Raw genomic sequence first — 17,907 nt, 5'->3', positions numbered from 1 at the left:
TGCTTATTCCCTTTTTATCTGCATAACTTTGTCGGACTAACTTACTTATTTATGAGCAAAGCGTTTATGCTTAAGCCTGACTTGAACTATTTGAACCTAGATTCAGATAATGCTCTATTTCAGCTTAATGTGGCACAACTGGTTGAAGAGGCCTTGAAGAATGGAGAAGGTACGCTTGCCGATAGCGGTGCATTGGCAATTGACACAGGTAAATTTACCGGTCGTTCTCCGAAAGACAGATTTATTGTTTGCGATGACATTACTCAGGATACCGTTTGGTGGGGTGACATCAATATCAAGATTGATGCACAACATTTCGATTCCCTTTTTAATAAGATTACCGCGCACCTTAATCAGAAGGATTTTTATGTACGGGATGCCTACGCCTGTGCAGATGAAAAGTATAAAACAACCATCAGGGTAGTTACGGAAACGGCCTATCAAAATCTTTTCGCCAATAACCTGTTTCTGAGGTTTGGAGAAGAAGAAGTGGTTGCTCAACCGGAGTGGACGATTATAGCTGCACCTACTTTTTTCGCTGATCCGGCCGTAGATGGGACCAGGCAACCGAATTTTTCTATCCTGAACTTTACTAAAAAGATGATTTTGGTGGGTGGATCGGGTTACACTGGAGAGATAAAAAAAGGGATCTTCTCTGTACTTAATTTCATTTTACCAGAACAAAAAAACACTTTATCGATGCATTGCTCTGCCAATGTAGGGAAGGATGGCGATACGGCAATCTTTTTTGGCCTTTCGGGCACTGGGAAAACCACGCTTTCGGCTGATCCTGAAAGAGGGCTGATTGGTGATGATGAGCATGGCTGGAGCGATGATTCTGTGTTCAATTTCGAAGGCGGATGCTATGCTAAATGTGTAGACCTGACAGCTGAGAAGGAACCTCAGATATATAATGCCATTAAATTTGGCGCATTGTTGGAAAATATTAATTATTTCCCTCAGACGCGTACGGTAGATTTTTCTAATATAGATAAAACAGAAAATACAAGGGTTGCTTACCCAATAGATTTCATTGATAATGCGATTATACCATCAATAGCTGGAATGCCTAAAAACATTTTCTTTCTAACAGCTGATGCGTTTGGTGTTTTACCTCCGATATCAAAATTAACTCCGGGGCAGGCGATGTTCCATTTCGTATCTGGCTATACCGCTAAGGTGGCAGGGACAGAAGCGGGCGTTACAGAACCTCAGTTAACCTTCTCTGCTTGTTTTGGTAAAGCATTTATGCCGTTGCACCCAACACGCTATGCAAGTTTGCTAGGCGAGAAGATGCAAAAGCATAAGGTGAATGTTTGGTTGATCAATACCGGATGGAGTGGCGGAGCTTATGGAGTTGGAAAACGGATGAAATTAGCGTATACAAGAGCTATGATTGCTGCTGCATTGAAGGGAGAATTTGAAAATATCGCTTTTGAAGCAGATCCTGTATTTGGATTGTGCATTCCGGTAGGTTGTCCAAACGTTCCGGCAGAAATATTGAACCCAAGAAATACCTGGACGGATCCTAAGGAATACGATCTAAAAGCAAACGAATTGGCGTTGGCATTTATAAATAACTTTAAGCAGTTTGAAGCCTATGCGAGTGAAGAAATGCTTGCATCTGTGCCTAAAGTTGTTGAAAACGCACATTAAAAGCATTTTTTTACCGAAAAATTTGCATTTCAATTTTTTTTTAGTTTTAATTGCGAAAGATTGTCTCTCCACCGGGACAATCTTTTTTAATTATACTAACTACGTGAAGGGAAATACTCGGGGAATAGGCTAACGATTATTTAATTTGGAATTAAAATCAAAGTTATAATTTTGTTGTTACAACAATTGTTTATAATGGTCGTTGTGTGTATTACGGATTATTTATCTAATTTTAAAAAACAAAGTACTAAAAACTAAAAAACTAAAAAAAAATGGCAAACGCACCAAAACCTACAACAGTAAAAAAAGAAAGCTCGACAGCTTCTAATCTATTCGCTACATTAACGATTCCAATTTGTATCATTATCGGTATCTGTATTTTCAAATTTATCCTGGGTGATCCAAAAAACTTTATCGACGATAACGTTGAAAATTTACCTAAAGTTGGTAACTACGCAGGTATGGCTTACAAAGGTGGTTTTATCGTACCAATCCTTATGGGTATGTTCTTAATGGTAATCGTATTCTCTGTTGAGCGTTTTATTGTTATTGGTAAAGCAACAGGTAAAGGAAGCTTAGATGCTTTCGTTAAAAAAGTGCAGTCTCTTTTGAATGCAAACAACATTGAGTCAGCTATGGCTGAGTGTGACAAACAACAAGGTTCTGTTGCAAACGTAATTAAATCGGGATTGAAAAAATACCGTGAAATGGAAGTTGAGCCAAACATGGACACTGACCAAAAATGTTTAGCTATCCAGAAAGATATCGAAGAAGCTACTACTTTGGAAATGCCAATGTTAGAGCAAAACTTAACTGTAATTGCTACTTTAGTATCAGTAGGTACTTTGATGGGTCTATTAGGAACAGTAACAGGTATGATCAAGGCCTTCGGTGGTTTGGCTAACTCTGGTGCTCCAGATCAAGCTGCATTGGCAACTGGTATCTCTGAGGCTTTGATTAACACAGCTACAGGTATTGGTACTTCTACACTTGCAATTATCATGTACAACATCCTAACTTCTAAAATTGATAAATTAACTTATGCAATTGATGAAGCAGGTTTCAGCATCATCCAAACTTACGCTAGTACGCATAAATAAAAAATAATGAATTTTTTTTTACCGGCTTTATGGAAAACCGGGAGAATTAACATCATTAGTTTAAAACATAAGTAATTTTAAAAAATTATGCCAAGAGCAAAGGTTCAAAGAAAGAGTACTGCGATAGATATGACCGCCATGTGCGACGTATCTTTCCTATTGCTTACTTTCTTTATATTAACAGCAACAGCGCGCCAACCTGATCCTTTGGATGTTACTATTCCTTCATCAACCTATAAACTTAAGGTTCCTGATTTGGATATGGGGATATTGTCAATAGGTAAAGGGCAAGTATTCTATGAGATCGTAGGAAAGGACATTAAAATGTCGACGCTGGATAAGATGGGCGAGAAATACAGCATTAAGTTTACTCCGCAAGAGCGTGAACGGTTTGGTGTTATTGGAGCCTTTGGAGTTCCAATCCAGAATTTGAAGGAATTCATAGCTATGGATGGAGAGAAAAGAACAGCGTATCAAAAAAATGCTGGTGGTATTCCTGCCGATTCAACTAACAATCAGTTGGCCGAATGGATCCTTCAGTCACGTACGTCTGTTGCCGAATTACACTCCACCCAAATGCGCGTGAGTATCAAGGGAGATGCAGAAGAAGAGTACCCGGCGGTTAAGAAAATCGTTGATATTCTTCAGAAGCAAAAAATTAACAAATTCAGTTTAATTACATCCGCCGAAGGCGATGCTAAATAATATTATATTATGGCAGAATTAGATACCTCCGGCGGGGGGGGCAAAAAAGGCAAAAAAGTAAGGAGTAAGAAACAAAGTACCAAAGTAGATTTAACTGCGATGGTGGATTTGGCCTTCTTGCTAATCACTTTCTTTATGTTAACCACCTCCCTGTCGAAACCAATTGCAATGGATATTGCAAAGCCTGATAAAGACGATAACTCGGTTGAAAGAAACGAATTACGTGCTTCTGAGACAATGACTATTCTATTGGGTAAAAACAATAAAGTAGCCTGGTATATGGGGGAAGCAGGTAAGTCAAAACCCAATGTGGAAGCTTTTGCTGATATCAGAAAGTCGATATTAGATAATAAAAAGAAAGTAGCAGATGCTACTGGCGGAAGACAGATCATCATGGTGATTAAGCCAACGTCAGGAGCGACCTATAAGAATTTTGTTGATATTATGGATGAGTTGTCGATCACTAAGATTACTACAGCACCAGCAATTGATGATGAGAACATCACTGATGCTGAAAAGGACTTCATGAAACAGGCTGGAATTTTATAATAAAATAATTAACAATATTAAAAATAGGAAGCTATGTTTGGTTCTAAGATAGATTTATTAAAGACAGAGTGGCTGGATGTTGTATTTGCAAACAAGAACAAGAAATACGGAGCGTACTCGCTGCGTAGAGAAAGTGCCGCAAATACTACAAAGGCTCTTGTCATCGCATCATCGGTATTTATACTGATGTTTGTGGCGCCTAAGCTCATTAGTTTGATCAAGGGCAAGCTACCTGAAGAAGAGGTAGTGAAGCAGGTTGAGGTTGTGGTTGCGCCACCTCCACCGGTAAACCCGGAGACACCTCCGCCGCCACCGGTTGAGCCACCGCCACCAAAACAGGATCAGATTAAATTCCCTCCTCCGATTGTGAAACCGGATAATGAGGTAGTTGATAAAGAGCCTGTTCAGATCGAAGATTTGAAAAAAGCTGACCCAGGTCAGAAAACCATTGAAGGTGATCCAACAGCTGATATCGTTATCGCTGGTCCGGTTGGGGATGGTCCTAAACAGGCCGCAGTAGTTGAAGATACTAAGGTTTATGACTTTGTGAGTATCGAGACTCAGCCAGGTTTCCCTGGAGGTATGGAGAAATTCTACGCTTATTTGAAAAAAGCGGTAAGATACCCTGCAATGGCTCAAGAGAATAACATTCAAGGTAAAGTGTTCTTATCTTTCGTAGTAGAGAAAAACGGAAAGCTTACTGACATTAAAGTGGAAAGAAAACTAGGTGGCGGAACCGATGAGGAGGCTATCAGGGTACTTAAAGCGAGTCCAAACTGGACGCCGGGTATTCAAAATGGTAAACCGGTACGTGTTAAGTACAACATTCCAATCAGTTTTACCTTATCAAATTAGAATGTTTAGTTTCGAAACATTTAGACAGAAATCGCCTCAACAGCGATTTCTGTTCATTTTAGGCCTTGTCATGTTCCTCTTTTATATGGTGCTAGGTGCCATGTTGATCTTTGGAACGACACTGTTGAATCAGATTCAGCCGATGTACAGAATCATGCTAGGCGGCTTGTTGATTGTATATGCAGTGATCAGATTTGTCCGTTTAGTTAACCAAAGACCCGAAGAGGATTAATAATTTATTGTTTAGTATGAAGAATCTTAGTTTTGTCCTTTTACTGTTTGTTTTTGTTGCTTGTAAGCAGAAGCCAAAGCCTGCAGGCAGTGTGGAAGAGACGCGTACATCTGGTACAGTGAGTATGCTGGTAGACGAGTCTTTTTCGGGAGTGCTGGCAGATCAGATAGAGGTATTTAAAACAGATTACCCAGATACTAAATTTACCATCATTGAAGGCAATGAGCAACGCATCATGCCTACATTTTTGAACGATAGCATACGGGTGATAATTTCATCGAGAATGCTTACACCAGAAGAGGATAAAATATACAGAAATAGAAGCATTGTCCCAAAGACTTCAAGGTTTGCAATTGATGGCATCGCCTTAATCACAAATAAGGATAATCTCGATAGCAATATTACAGTGAATGAGGTCGTTAATATATTAAAAGGGACTTCAACAAGTGGTAAACAATTGGTGTTTGATAATGCCTATTCAAGTACTTTGCGTTATTTTAAAACACTGGCAGGTATTACAACATTACCGCCAAAAGGAATTTATACTTTACAGACCAATAACGATGTGATTAAGTATATTGCAGAAAATAAAGGGTCTATAGGAGTTGTAGGAGTAAACTGGCTAATCGACAATAACAAAGATATGGCTGGTTATCTGGATAGAGTGAAAATGATGGGAGTGAAGAATGTGAAGGGTAAAAAAGGGGATGATAAATTTTATCAGCCAATCCAGGCGAATTTAATTAACGGCATTTATCCTTTCTTAAGAAACATATATATTATCAATGCAGAAGGCAGGGATGGTTTGGGCACGGGTTTTGCAACCTGGTTGGTAAGTCCGAGGGGACAATTGATTGTACTTAAATCTGGATTGGGTCCGCATAAGCTGTCTTCTCGAGATTTTAATTTTAAGAATACAAACTAAATTTTATATTTGAAAGATGAAGCCTGCGTGGGCAAGCTTCAAAACTAAAAACAATTGACGAACCATGAAACCTGCAGAGCAAGCTTCATAATAATTAAAAAACAATAGACGAACCATGAAAATGACAAAGAAAGCAATAACCTTAAGTTTAGGTTTAGTAGTGATGGGTTCTGCCTCTTTTGCTCAGAGCTTAAGTGACGCAAAGAAGGCCATAGATGCTGAACAGTATCAGAAAGCGGCTTCAATGCTTAAAACACTTGTAGCTAATCAAGCCAGTAAAGGCGAGAATTATTATACTTTAGGTGAGGTATATTTACTTATGGAATATCCTGATTCTGCTCGTGCAGTATTTACTAAGGGCGTGACTGCTGATCCTAAAAATTCATTAAATTATATTGGTCTGGGGGAAGCTGATTTATTTGCAAACAACCCAACTTCGGCAAAAACAAACTTTGCTAAAGCAGTAGAAGTTTCTTCTAAAAAGGATTATATCCCTCAGTTGTATATTGGAAAAGCTTACATCGCTACAGCTAAGCCTGATTTCGAAGCGGCTTTGCCTTATTTGCAAAAAGCAGAAGAGCTGGATGCGAATGATAAAGACGCGGAAACTTTTCTAGCATTAGGTGATTATTATGCTTTGCAAAAGAAAAACTCTGAAGCTTTGCAAAACTATATGCGTGCGGGTAATATCAACGAATCTCTTTTAAGAGGTAAAGTGCAGATTGGCCGTATGTATAAAGAATCAAGAGCATTTACGGAATCAGAAGAAGCTTTGAAAGAAGTAATTGCTAAAGATCCTAACTACGGCCCTGCTTATCGTGAGATTGCTGAACTGTATATGCAGTGGGCACTTCAAATGGCTACTGAGTTCCCGGCCAGGTCCGCTCAAGCTGTAGAAAACTACAAAAAATATCTTGATTTAACTGATAATTCATTTGAGTCGAAATTGCGTTATGCGCAGTTCTTGTTTTATGCTAAAGATTTTAAAACTTTAGAAGAAGTAACATCTGCACTTGCAACAACTAATCCTAATGATCCAAAAGCCCTTGTAGTTTCAAGACTACGCGGTTATTCGTCATTTGAGAATAAGAACTATCCGAAAAGTTTAGAGTACATGAATGATTTCTTCGCAAAAGTGAAAGATACATCTCGTGTTATCGCTTCAGATTATTTATACCTTGGAAGAGCAGAAGCTGCAAATAAGCAAGATGATTTAGCTGTGGTTAACTTAACTAAGGCTGTCGAGAAGGATTCTGCCAATGCTGAAGCACTTGCTGAGGTGGCGAAAGGGTATTATGATGCTAAAAATTATGCTAAAGCAATTGAAACTTACGACATTGTGAACAAGTATAATCCACATGGAAAAGGTTCATTGTATAATTTTTACTACCGTGGACTTGCCGGATATTTACTTTATGGACAAGGTTATAGCGCGAATACCAATCCTTCGAAAGACCTATTGGTAAAAGCAGATGCTGCCTTTGCTACAGTATTAAAGGATGCTCCGACCACCATTGATGTACTTCTTTGGAGAGCTAGAGCAAATAACTTAATGGATAGCGATACAGATCCTAAAGGATTAAAATTACCTTTCTATCAACAGTACTTAGACTCTGCTGAAGTTAGAATTGCGAAAAATGTTCAACCAGCTCCACCAGCTAAAAGTATGGTAGAAGCTTATAACCAAATTGCTGGTTTTGCTGCTTACAAAGAAGATAAAGCGAAAGCTAAATTATATTGGGATAAAGCATTGGCTTTAGATCCTCAGAATGCTACTGCATTGGAAGGTATAAAATCACTTATTGCACCTGCACCTAAGGCCCCAATTAAAAAGAAAAAGTAATAAATTAAATAATAAATAGAAAGGCAGGGTTGTTATCCTGCCTTTTTGTTTTATTTTTGTCCCAAAATATTTTCAAATGGAAACGCAAAGTGTACCTGTAGATTTTTTACCAATTGTATTTCAAGTAATCGTTGCTTTAGGATTTGTTGTTGTGACTTTAATTGCAACACATTTTTTAGGGCCGAGAAGGAAGACAAAAGATAAATTGGAAACCTTTGAAGCAGGGATTAAGACCATTGGTAATGCGCGTCAGCCGTTCTCTATTAAATACTTTTTGGTTGCCATCTTGTTCGTCCTTTTTGATGTGGAGGTGATTTTTATGTATCCCTGGGCAGTTAATTTCAGGGAGCTGGGCATGACTGGCATGGTAGAGATGTTTATATTCATGGGAACCCTGTTACTGGGTTTTATATATGTGATAAAGAAGAAAGCACTGGACTGGAATTAGCCTATTTAGATCGGTTCTAAATGCAGATAGCGTAGACCAATTGCTTCAAAAAATTGTAAATTTGTGGTTCATTCTTTAAAGGAATGAACCTTTTTCGTTTTGTATCATGAGTGACATCAATATAGTAGACGCGCCGCCAGGCATAGAAGGATCTGGTTTTTTCGCCACCTCTTTAGATAAAGTTATTGGTTTGGCTCGCTCCCATTCGTTATGGCCGCTGCCCTTTGCTACATCTTGTTGTGGTATCGAGTTTATGGCAACTATGGGTTCTCATTACGATCTTGGCCGTTTTGGGTCAGAACGTTTAAGCTTTTCTCCACGTCAGGCAGATTTGCTAATGGTGATGGGTACCATCGCTAAAAAGATGAGCCCGGTTTTAAAACAAGTTTATTTGCAAATGGCTGAACCTCGTTGGGTGATGGCTGTAGGTGCTTGTGCATCAAGTGGCGGTATATTCGACACTTACTCTGTTTTACAGGGTATTGACGAAATCATACCTGTTGATGTATATGTTCCGGGCTGTCCACCAAGACCTGAAGCTATTTTAGATGGCTTTGGTAAAATTCAGGAACTGGTGAGGAACGAATCTTCGAGAAGAAGAGATTCTGATCAGTACAAAGAAATGTTGGCTTCATACGGAATACTATAATGGCAAAGGTGACTAATCAAGAAGTAATTGAATTGCTAAACGAAAAGTTTGGTAGCAAGATTACAGATGTGAATGAGCCTTATGGCTTACTTACTTTTGAAACGACTAAAGATGTAATAATTGATGTGCTTAAGTTTTTGAAAGAAAACACGCTGGCCAACTTTAATTTCCTTACAGATATTACAGCGGTTCATTATCCTGAGAAAAAGCATGGCATTGCAGTGGTTTATCACTTGCATAGCATGGTTAAAGGGATCAGAGTAAGGGTAAAAGTGTACATCGACGAGCAACATCCTACTATTCCAACTGCAACTTCTGTTTGGAACGGTGCAAACTGGATGGAGCGCGAAACATACGACTTTTTCGGTGTGAAATTTGAGGGGCATCCTGACTTAAGAAGAATCTTAAATATGGATGATCTTGGCGTTTTCCCGATGTTGAAACAGTATCCTTTGGAAGATCCAAATAGAGTAGATAAAAAAGACGAATACTTTGGTAGATAAGTTTATATGAATCACAATCAACCAGTATATACAGATAATGATCCGCAGAGTGAATTGGTAACCCTTAATTTGGGCCCAACGCACCCGGCAACCCATGGTGTGTTCCAGAACGTGTTACAAATGGACGGTGAACGCATTGTGAGTGGTGTTTCTACCATTGGGTATATTCACCGTGCATTTGAGAAAATTGCTGAACACAGGCCATTTTATCAGATCACTCCTTTAACAGATCGGTTAAACTATTGCTCGTCACCCATCAATAATATGGGCTGGCACATGACAGTAGAAAAATTGTTGAATATTCAGATGCCTAAGCGCGTGGACTACCTAAGGGTGATTATCATGGAGCTGGCACGTATTTCTGACCATATCATTTGCAATACCATTATTGCTCAGGATACTGGTGCAACAACAACTTTCTTATATCTTTTCCAGTTTAGGGAGCATATATATGAGATTTACGAAGAGATTTGCGGTGCACGTTTGACGACCAATGTTGGTCGTATCGGCGGTTTTGAAAGAGATTTTAATGACATCGCTTTTGCGAAAATCAATAAGTTTTTAAAAGAATTTCCGGTTGCATTAAAAGAATTTGAAAGTTTACTGGACCGTAACAGGATCTTTATTGATCGTACTGCAGGTGTAGCGTGTGTAACCCCGGAGCAGGCTTTAGATTTTAGCTGGACTGGTCCATTGTTGCGTGCTACAGGTGTAGATTATGATGTGCGTTTTAGCGAGCCTTATTCATCTTATCAGGATTTTGATTTTGAGGTTCCGGTGGGAACCAGCGGTGATATTTATGATCGCTACCTGGTTCGTAATGCGGAGATGTGGCAAAGTGTACGCTTGATTGAACAGGCAATGGAGAAATTGAAGAAAGAGCCTGCAGGAATATTCCATGCTGACGTTCCTGAATTCTATTTGCCAGCCAAAGAAGAAGTATACAACAACATGGAAGCATTAATCTATCACTTTAAAATTGTGATGGGAGAGATTGATGCCCCTAAAGCTGAAGTTTACCATGCTGTAGAAGGTGGTAACGGAGAGCTTGGTTTTTATCTGATCAATGACGGTGGAAGAACACCTTACCGTTTACATTTCAGAAGGCCTAGTTTTATAAATTATCAAATGTATGCGTCCATGAGTAAAGGTATGCTGTTATCAGATGCCATTATCAACATGAGTAGCATGAATATTATTGCAGGAGAATTAGATGCTTAAAGTAGAAGAAACACAACCTGTAGAGTTTTCATCAGCTTTAATAGCAAAGTGTGATGAGATCGTTAAAAGATATCCTGAAGGCAAACAGAAGTCGGCCTTACTGCCTATTCTGCATGAAGTGCAGGCGGAGTTGGGTTGGTTAAGTACGTCGGCAATGGATAAAGTTGCTGCTTATTTAGACATTCAGGACATTGAAGTGTATGAGGTAGCCTCATTTTACAGCATGTATTTTTTAAAGCCGCAAGGTAAATACGTACTGGAGGTTTGCAGAACAGGACCTTGTTGTCTTGTTGGTGCTGAAAAGCTGATGGGCCATATAGAAGAGAAGCTGGGCGTGAAAGAAAACCAGGTTACTGAAGATGGTTTATTTAGCTGGAGAGGTGTTGAATGTTTAGCTGCTTGCGGTTATGGCCCGGTTTTACAAATTGGTCCTGAATATACATTTTACGAAAACCTGAACGAGCAAAAGGTAGACGAATTGATAGAAGATTTACGCAAAAAATAATGGCCCGTAAACTATTATTAGAACATATAAACGTACCTGGCATCAACACACTTGATGTTTATCGCCAAAAAGGCGGGTATCGTGCCGTTGAGAAGGCTTTAAAGACCCTTACTCCTGATGAAGTAGTAGAAGAGGTTAAGAAGTCCGGATTACGCGGTCGCGGTGGTGCAGGATTCCCTACGGGGATGAAATGGAGCTTTTTGGCTAAACCAGAGGGTGTTGCCCGTTATCTGGTATGTAATGCGGATGAGTCTGAGCCGGGTACTTTTAAGGACCGCTACTTGATGACCTATATCCCTCATGCATTGATCGAAGGAATGATTGTTTCCAGTTTTGCACTGGGAGCGAATACTTCTTACATCTATGTACGTGGTGAGATGATGCCGCAGATCCGTATTTTGGAGAGAGCAATAGCCGAAGCCAAAAATGCCGGATTTTTGGGTAAAAATATTTTAGGTTCAGGTTACGATCTGGAACTATACGTTCAACCAGGTGGCGGGGCTTATATCTGTGGTGAGGAAACAGCTTTGCTGGAATCATTAGAAGGTAAACGAGGAAACCCGAGGATTAAACCTCCTTTCCCTGCTATTGCCGGATTGTACGGTTGTCCTACTGTAGTGAACAATGTGGAATCTATTGCTGCTGTTGTTCCGATCATTAATGATGGGGGTGATGAGTATGCAAAGATTGGTATTGGTCGCAGTACTGGAACGAAATTAATTTCTGCTTCGGGTAATTTAGTGAGACCAGGCGTTTATGAAATTGAATTGGGCTTGCCTGTTGAAGAATTCATTTATTCTGATGAATGGTGCGGTGGTATTGCTAATGGCAAACGCCTGAAAGCTACTGTTGCCGGCGGATCATCAGTGCCAATATTACCTGCAAATCTGACTTTGAAGCTGGCCAATGGCGAGCCAAGGTTAATGAGCTATGAGTCTTTGTCTGAAGGTGGTTTTGCCACTGGTTCGATGATGGGCTCAGGTGGTTTTATTGCATTTGATGAGGACCAGTGTATCGTTAGAAACACCTGGAACTTCTCTCGTTTCTATCACCATGAAAGTTGTGGACAGTGTTCGCCTTGTAGAGAAGGAACGGGCTGGATGGAGAAAGTGCTACATAGGCTTGAATACGGACATGGCAAAATGAGCGACATTGACCTGTTGGTTGATGTGTCGAAAAAAATAGAAGGAAATACGATTTGCCCACTTGGCGACGCGGCTGCATGGCCTGTTGCAAGTGCAATCAGACATTTCAGAGACGAATTTGAATGGCATGTAAATGAGCCGGTTAAAAGCTTATCTACAAATTATGGTTTAGCTAATTATGCTGACCCGATTGCCAAAGCTGTTACGATAGAAAATTAACAACAGAGAAAAGAATAGCTGCAACAATGAGTGATACAGTTAAAGTAACCATAGACGGAATAACAGTAGAAGTGGCCCCTGGTACCTCTATCCTGAATGCTGCAAGGCAAATAGGGGGAGATATTGTGCCACCTGCAATGTGCTATTATTCTAAATTAGAAGGCAGCGGTGGGAAATGCCGTACTTGTATTGTTAAGGTAAGCAAAGGTTCTGAAAAAGATCCGCGCCCGATGCCTAAACTGGTAGCATCATGCCGTACCGCTGTAATGGATGGTATGGAGGTGATGAATATTACTTCTCCGGAAGTAATTGAAGCACGCAGTGGTGTAGTAGAGATGTTGTTGATTAATCATCCATTGGATTGCCCGGTTTGTGACCAGGCTGGTGAATGTGATCTTCAGAATCTAGGCTACGAGCATGGTTTGCAAAAAACAAGATATGAGTTTGAGCGTAGAACGTTTGAGCGTATAGATATTGGCGATAAGATCCAGTTGCACATGAACCGTTGCATCTTATGCTACCGTTGTGTATTTACTGCAGATCAGATTACGAATAAAAGGGTACATGGTATCCTGAATAGGGGTGATCACTCGGAAATTTCTACTTACATTCAGACTGCTGTAGATAATGATTTTTCAGGAAATGTAATCGATGTTTGCCCGGTTGGTGCTTTGACAGATAAAACTTTCCGATTCAAAAATAGAGTTTGGTTTACTAAACCTATCGATGCACATAGAGACTGCCCTACTTGTAGTGGTAAAGTAACGTTGTGGTATAAAGGTGAAGATGTGCTTAGGGTTACTGCTCGTAAAGATATCTACGGAGAAGTAGAAGAGTTTATTTGCAATACTTGCCGTTTTGACAAGAAAAAAACAGCGGATTGGGTAATTGAACACCCTACTCATATTAGTGATACTTCAGTGATCTCTTCAAATCACTACGAAACTTTAAAGCCGTTGCCAGTAATTCAGGATAACCCTAAGTTAAGACAGGCGAATCAGGTTGAACTCGAAAAAACCACTAAATTCTAATGGATATAGCTTTTGTAATAGAAAAATTTGTACTTGTAGCTATCATATTTGGCATCAGTTTAGTGATTGCCATGTACTCTACTTATGCAGAGAGAAAAGTGGCTGCTTTTTTACAGGATAGGTTAGGACCGGATAGAGCAGGTCCTGCAGGTATGTTCCAGCCTTTGGCGGATGGTCTGAAAATGTTCATGAAGGAAGAGATTATTCCTACAAATGCCAGTAAATGGTTGTTTATGATTGGTCCAGGTTTGGCCATGTTAACCGCTTGTATTGGTACTGCAGTTATTCCCTGGGGTAGTGCAATCACTGTTGGTGATCGTGTTATTCCTTTGCAGGTGACAGACATCAACGTGGGTATCTTATACATTTTTGGTGTAGTTTCCTTAGGTGTATATGGTGTGATGATTGGTGGTTGGGCATCTAACAACAAATATTCATTGTTAAGTGCGATTAGAGCTGCTTCTCAGAATATCAGTTATGAGATTGCAATGGGCTTATCGATCATTGCCTTATTGCTGGTAACAGGTTCTATGAGCTTGAAAGAGATTGTAGAGGGACAGCACGGCTGGCACTGGAACGTATTGTATCAACCAGTAGGTTTTATCCTTTTTATGGTATGTGCTTTTGCAGAAACCAATAGGGCTCCATTCGATTTACCGGAGTGTGAAACGGAATTAATTGGTGGATACCACACAGAGTATTCGTCGATGAAACTGGGTTTCTATTTATTTGCTGAGTACATCAATATGTTTGTTTCTGCGGCAGTAATGGCTACTTTATATTTCGGTGGTTACAACTATCCTGGTATGGATTGGGTATTGGCCAATACAGGACCTGTAATTGGTCCATTGATCGGAGTAGGCGTATTCTTTATCAAAATATTTGCATTCATATTTTTCTTTATGTGGGTTCGTTGGACTATTCCACGTTTCCGCTATGATCAGTTGATGCATTTAGGCTGGAAGGTATTGATTCCTCTGGCTATAGCGAATATAGTAGTGACCAGTGTGGTGATTGCGGTAATTGAAGGATTTTAACATCCACGTATGTGGAATAATAAGGAGGTTTAATGGAACCATTAACCAGTAAGAAGAAAGTATTAGAACAAAAGCCCTTAACCCTGGCAGAGCGCATGTATTTGCCTGCTATCGCTAAAGGTATGGCTATTACCATTAGTCATTTCTTTAAGAAAGAAGCGACGATCAGATATCCTGAGGTAGAGCGGGAGTTCTCTACCAATTTTAGGGGGATGCACTCTTTAAAAAGAGACGAAGAAGGTAAGGAGCGTTGCACAGCTTGTGGTTTGTGCGCTTTATCATGCCCGGCAGAAGCAATTACAATGATTGCTGCTGAACGTAAACCTGAGGAGAAAGATCTTTATCGTGAGGAAAAATATGCTTCAGTGTATGAGATCAACATGCTACGCTGCATTTTTTGTGGTTTGTGTGAAGAGGCTTGTCCGAAAGAAGCGATTTACCTGGATGGACCAATTGTACCTGCTGATTATTTACGTAAAGACTTTATTTACGGTAAAGATAAGTTGGTAGAACAACCATTAAACAAGAAATAAATGACTACATCAATATTCTATTTTGTTGCCACACTAAGTATCATCTTTTCATTGATGGTTATTTTTGCGAAAAACCCAGTGCATAGTGTGCTTTACCTGATTGTTACGTTTTTTACGTTTACGGTTCACTACATTTTGCTAAATGCACAGTTTTTGGCCGTAGTAAATTTCATTGTGTACATGGGGGCTATTATGGTTTTATTCCTCTTCGTACTGATGTTACTTAACCTGAATAAGGACAATGAGCCTTTAAAATCTACCTTGGTTAAGGTGGTGGGCGTAATTGCAGGATGTTGTTTACTGGTTACTTTGGCTGGTGCTTTAAAAGCGGTAGCGATTTCTGATCCAGTGGTATTGAGAAACCCTAATCTGGGTTTGGTAAAGAACCTGGGAAAAGAGTTGTTTGGGCCATTTATGCTGCCATTTGAACTGTGTTCTATTTTATTGCTTTCGGCAATGGTAGGTGCTATATTATTAACTAAAAAAGAGAAAGTATAATGGGCAACATTACTCAACAATTACAAGGGGTACCGCTAAACCATTACATTTGGTTAAGTGCAATCATTTTCACTATTGGTGTTATAGGCGTTTTAACGCGCAGAAATGCTATTGTTATTTTCATGTCTGTGGAGCTGATGCTGAATGCTGTCAATTTATTGTTAACCGCTTTCTCGGTACATAACAATGATGCTTCAGGTCAGGTATTCGTGTTTTTTATTATGGTCCTGGCTGCCGCAGAGGTAGCAATTGGTTTGAGTATTATTGTAATGGTTTACAGAAATACCCAGTCTACAGATGTTAATGTGTTGAATCGCCTTAAGTGGTAATTATTAAGAAGAAATTATAAGATGATAAATTTAGTTTGGCTGGTTCCGTTGATTCCTCTGTTGGGCTTTATAATAAATGGCCTTGGCAGAAATTCATTATCCAAAAACCTGATTGGTTTTATAGGAAGCAGTGTAATATTCATTTCGTTCGCCATCAGTTTGGGAGTATTTTTTGAACTGGGTGCTGATGCGAATAAATCTCATGAGATATTTCTTTTTGACTGGATTAGCGCTGGAAGTTTACACATTCCATTGTCTTTTTTAGTTGATCCATTAAGTTCATTGATGCTCCTTATCATTACAGGAGTAGGCTTTTTGATCCATATTTACTCTATTGGCTATATGCATAGCGATGAAGGTTTTGGTAAGTTTTTTAGCTACCTGAACCTGTTTATCTTCTTTATGTTGCTATTGGTTTTAGGATCAAACTATATTGTAATGTTTATCGGCTGGGAGGGTGTAGGACTATGTTCTTACTTACTGATCGGCTTCTGGTATACAAATAGCGCTTATGCATCGGCAGCGAAAAAGGCCTTTGTGATGAACCGTATTGGTGATTTAGGTTTCTTACTGGGCGTGTTCTTAATCTTCACGACTTTTGGTAGCGTAGAGTTTGGTAAGATTTTCCCTCAGGCACAAAACATGTTGCCTGGTAATGGTACGATTGCTTTAATCGCTTTATTCTTATTTATAGGTGCCTGCGGTAAATCTGCGCAGTTGCCATTGTTTACCTGGTTACCAGACGCGATGGCGGGTCCAACTCCGGTTTCGGCTTTAATTCACGCAGCTACCATGGTTACAGCAGGTATTTATATGATTGCAAGATCAAATCTGTTATTTGACCTGGCGCCAATGATTCAGCATGTAATTGCGATTGTTGGTTTGGCCACAGCGGTTGTTGCAGCAATTATTGCTTTAACACAAAACGATATTAAAAAAGTATTGGCCTATTCGACCGTATCTCAATTGGGTTATATGTTCCTTGGTTTAGGTGTTGGTGCTTATAACGGGGCTTTCTTCCACGTAATTACACATGCTTTCTTTAAAGCCTTATTGTTCTTATGTGCGGGTTCTGTAATTCATGCTTTACACCATGAGCAGGATATGCGTCATATGGGTGGTTTGCGCAAGAAATTACCAGTTACTTTTATCACGATGCTAATTGGTACGATTGCTATTGCAGGTTTACCTCCGTTTTCGGGTTTCTTCTCTAAAGATGAGATTTTAGCACATGTTTATTTGCATGATAAAGTAATGTGGGGAATTGCAGTGTTTACGGCTTTCCTAACAGCATTTTATATGTTCAGAATGTTGTTCCTTACTTTTTATGGAAAATACCGTGGTACACACCATGCTGAAGAGAAAATCCATGAGTCGCCAAAATCTATGACTCTGCCTTTGATCGTTCTGGCTATTTTATCTGCCATAGGTGGTGTGATTGGTATTCCAGAAGCATTGGGCGGAAGTCATTGGTTATCGCAATGGTTGTCTCCGGTAATTAAACATGTTGGCGAATCTCCGGATCATGCTACAGAATATATGTTAATGGCTGTTTCTGTGGTTGGGGTATTGATCTCTATCGGGATTGCTTATGGTAAATATGTTAAGCAAAACCATATTCCTATTCCAGATGAAGGTAAACGTACTGGATTGGCTAACCTGTCTTATAACAAATTTTATTTTGATGAAATATATAATGCTTTATTCACGAAACCTTTAGATGCGATTTCAGGCTTCTTTTATAAAATCGTTGACAATAAAATTGTAGACGGTATTGTAAATGGCTTAGGTTGGACAACTTCTGAGGCTAGTAAGGGTTTACGCTTATTGCAAACAGGAAATGTTGGCTTTTATATTTTTATGATGGTGATAGGAATCATCTCAATGTTATTGTATACTTATTTATCACTATAAAAGATCGTTC

General features: G+C 39.5%; 20 protein-coding genes. All 20 read left to right on the top strand.

Going from position 1 to position 17,907, the window contains the following annotated elements; translation table 11 throughout:
• Positions 1-51: 51 nt before the first annotated feature.
• The 20 genes from pckA to nuoL all read left to right on the top strand — a co-directional run bounded on the left by pckA (position 52) and on the right by nuoL (position 17,897).
• The gene (gene pckA, locus BLS35_RS04140; protein WP_090778079.1) at positions 52-1,656 is read left to right on the top strand and encodes a phosphoenolpyruvate carboxykinase (ATP); all 1,605 of its coding nucleotides are present in this window, start codon (positions 52-54) and stop codon (positions 1,654-1,656) included.
• Between the two features lie 272 nt (positions 1,657-1,928).
• On the top strand, positions 1,929-2,756 hold the full coding sequence (locus BLS35_RS04135) for a MotA/TolQ/ExbB proton channel family protein (protein ID WP_090778077.1): 828 nt from the start codon (positions 1,929-1,931) through the stop codon (positions 2,754-2,756).
• Positions 2,757-2,843: 87 nt separating this feature from the next.
• Complete coding sequence (locus BLS35_RS04130; protein ID WP_090778075.1) at positions 2,844-3,461, top strand: ExbD/TolR family protein; 618 nt, start codon at positions 2,844-2,846, stop codon at positions 3,459-3,461.
• A gap of 9 nt (positions 3,462-3,470) precedes the next feature.
• Positions 3,471-4,010 carry an ExbD/TolR family protein gene (locus BLS35_RS04125; protein ID WP_090778073.1) on the top strand — a complete coding sequence of 180 codons (540 nt, stop codon included), beginning with the start codon at positions 3,471-3,473 and terminating at the stop codon, positions 4,008-4,010.
• A 33-nt stretch (positions 4,011-4,043) separates the two neighbouring features.
• Positions 4,044-4,865: an energy transducer TonB gene (locus BLS35_RS04120; RefSeq protein ID WP_090778071.1), complete on the top strand. Its 822-nt coding sequence runs from the start codon at positions 4,044-4,046 to the stop codon at positions 4,863-4,865.
• A gap of 1 nt (position 4,866) precedes the next feature.
• Positions 4,867-5,097, top strand: a complete 231-nt coding sequence (locus BLS35_RS04115) for a hypothetical protein (RefSeq protein WP_090778069.1) — start codon at positions 4,867-4,869, stop codon at positions 5,095-5,097.
• A 16-nt stretch (positions 5,098-5,113) separates the two neighbouring features.
• Positions 5,114-6,022: a substrate-binding domain-containing protein gene (locus BLS35_RS04110; protein ID WP_090778067.1), complete on the top strand. Its 909-nt coding sequence runs from the start codon at positions 5,114-5,116 to the stop codon at positions 6,020-6,022.
• Positions 6,023-6,137: 115 nt separating this feature from the next.
• Entirely contained in the window at positions 6,138-7,865 is a 1,728-nt protein-coding gene (locus BLS35_RS04105) for a tetratricopeptide repeat protein (protein ID WP_090778065.1), read from the top strand.
• Between the two features lie 76 nt (positions 7,866-7,941).
• Complete coding sequence (locus tag BLS35_RS04100; protein ID WP_090778063.1) at positions 7,942-8,313, top strand: NADH-quinone oxidoreductase subunit A; 372 nt, start codon at positions 7,942-7,944, stop codon at positions 8,311-8,313.
• 106 nt (positions 8,314-8,419) lie between these two features.
• The gene (locus BLS35_RS04095) at positions 8,420-8,962 is read left to right on the top strand and encodes an NADH-quinone oxidoreductase subunit B (protein WP_090778061.1); all 543 of its coding nucleotides are present in this window, start codon (positions 8,420-8,422) and stop codon (positions 8,960-8,962) included.
• Entirely contained in the window at positions 8,962-9,465 is a 504-nt protein-coding gene (locus BLS35_RS04090; RefSeq protein WP_090778059.1) for an NADH-quinone oxidoreductase subunit C, read from the top strand. The genes BLS35_RS04095 and BLS35_RS04090 overlap by 1 nt, the downstream gene beginning before the upstream one ends.
• A gap of 6 nt (positions 9,466-9,471) precedes the next feature.
• Positions 9,472-10,686: an NADH-quinone oxidoreductase subunit D gene (locus tag BLS35_RS04085; RefSeq protein ID WP_090778057.1), complete on the top strand. Its 1,215-nt coding sequence runs from the start codon at positions 9,472-9,474 to the stop codon at positions 10,684-10,686.
• Complete coding sequence (gene nuoE, locus BLS35_RS04080) at positions 10,679-11,191, top strand: NADH-quinone oxidoreductase subunit NuoE family protein (RefSeq protein ID WP_090778055.1); 513 nt, start codon at positions 10,679-10,681, stop codon at positions 11,189-11,191. The genes BLS35_RS04085 and nuoE overlap by 8 nt, the downstream gene beginning before the upstream one ends.
• Positions 11,191-12,555: an NADH-quinone oxidoreductase subunit NuoF gene (gene nuoF / locus BLS35_RS04075; protein WP_090778053.1), complete on the top strand. Its 1,365-nt coding sequence runs from the start codon at positions 11,191-11,193 to the stop codon at positions 12,553-12,555. The genes nuoE and nuoF overlap by 1 nt, the downstream gene beginning before the upstream one ends.
• A 26-nt stretch (positions 12,556-12,581) precedes the next feature.
• Positions 12,582-13,586 (top strand): NADH-quinone oxidoreductase subunit G, encoded by a 1,005-nt coding sequence (locus BLS35_RS04070; protein WP_090778051.1) that lies wholly within the window; start codon positions 12,582-12,584, stop codon positions 13,584-13,586.
• A complete protein-coding gene (gene nuoH, locus BLS35_RS04065) occupies positions 13,586-14,623 on the top strand; it encodes an NADH-quinone oxidoreductase subunit NuoH (protein WP_090778049.1) in 1,038 nt (345 codons plus the stop codon). Before BLS35_RS04070 ends, nuoH begins: the two co-directional genes overlap by 1 nt.
• Positions 14,624-14,655: 32 nt before the next feature.
• A complete protein-coding gene (locus BLS35_RS04060) occupies positions 14,656-15,156 on the top strand; it encodes a NuoI/complex I 23 kDa subunit family protein (RefSeq protein WP_090778047.1) in 501 nt (166 codons plus the stop codon).
• Positions 15,157-15,654: an NADH-quinone oxidoreductase subunit J family protein gene (locus BLS35_RS04055; RefSeq protein WP_090778045.1), complete on the top strand. Its 498-nt coding sequence runs from the start codon at positions 15,157-15,159 to the stop codon at positions 15,652-15,654.
• Positions 15,654-15,983, top strand: coding sequence for an NADH-quinone oxidoreductase subunit NuoK (gene nuoK, locus BLS35_RS04050; protein WP_090778044.1), 330 nt, complete (start codon positions 15,654-15,656; stop codon positions 15,981-15,983). Before BLS35_RS04055 ends, nuoK begins: the two co-directional genes overlap by 1 nt.
• A 21-nt stretch (positions 15,984-16,004) precedes the next feature.
• A complete protein-coding gene (nuoL, locus tag BLS35_RS04045) occupies positions 16,005-17,897 on the top strand; it encodes an NADH-quinone oxidoreductase subunit L (protein WP_090778043.1) in 1,893 nt (630 codons plus the stop codon).
• Positions 17,898-17,907: the final 10 nt, after the last annotated feature.

It is taken from the genome of Pedobacter sp. ok626 (assembly GCF_900100435.1).
GTDB lineage: Bacteria > Bacteroidota > Bacteroidia > Sphingobacteriales > Sphingobacteriaceae > Pedobacter.
This window is presented reverse-complemented; position numbering and strand designations above follow the sequence as displayed.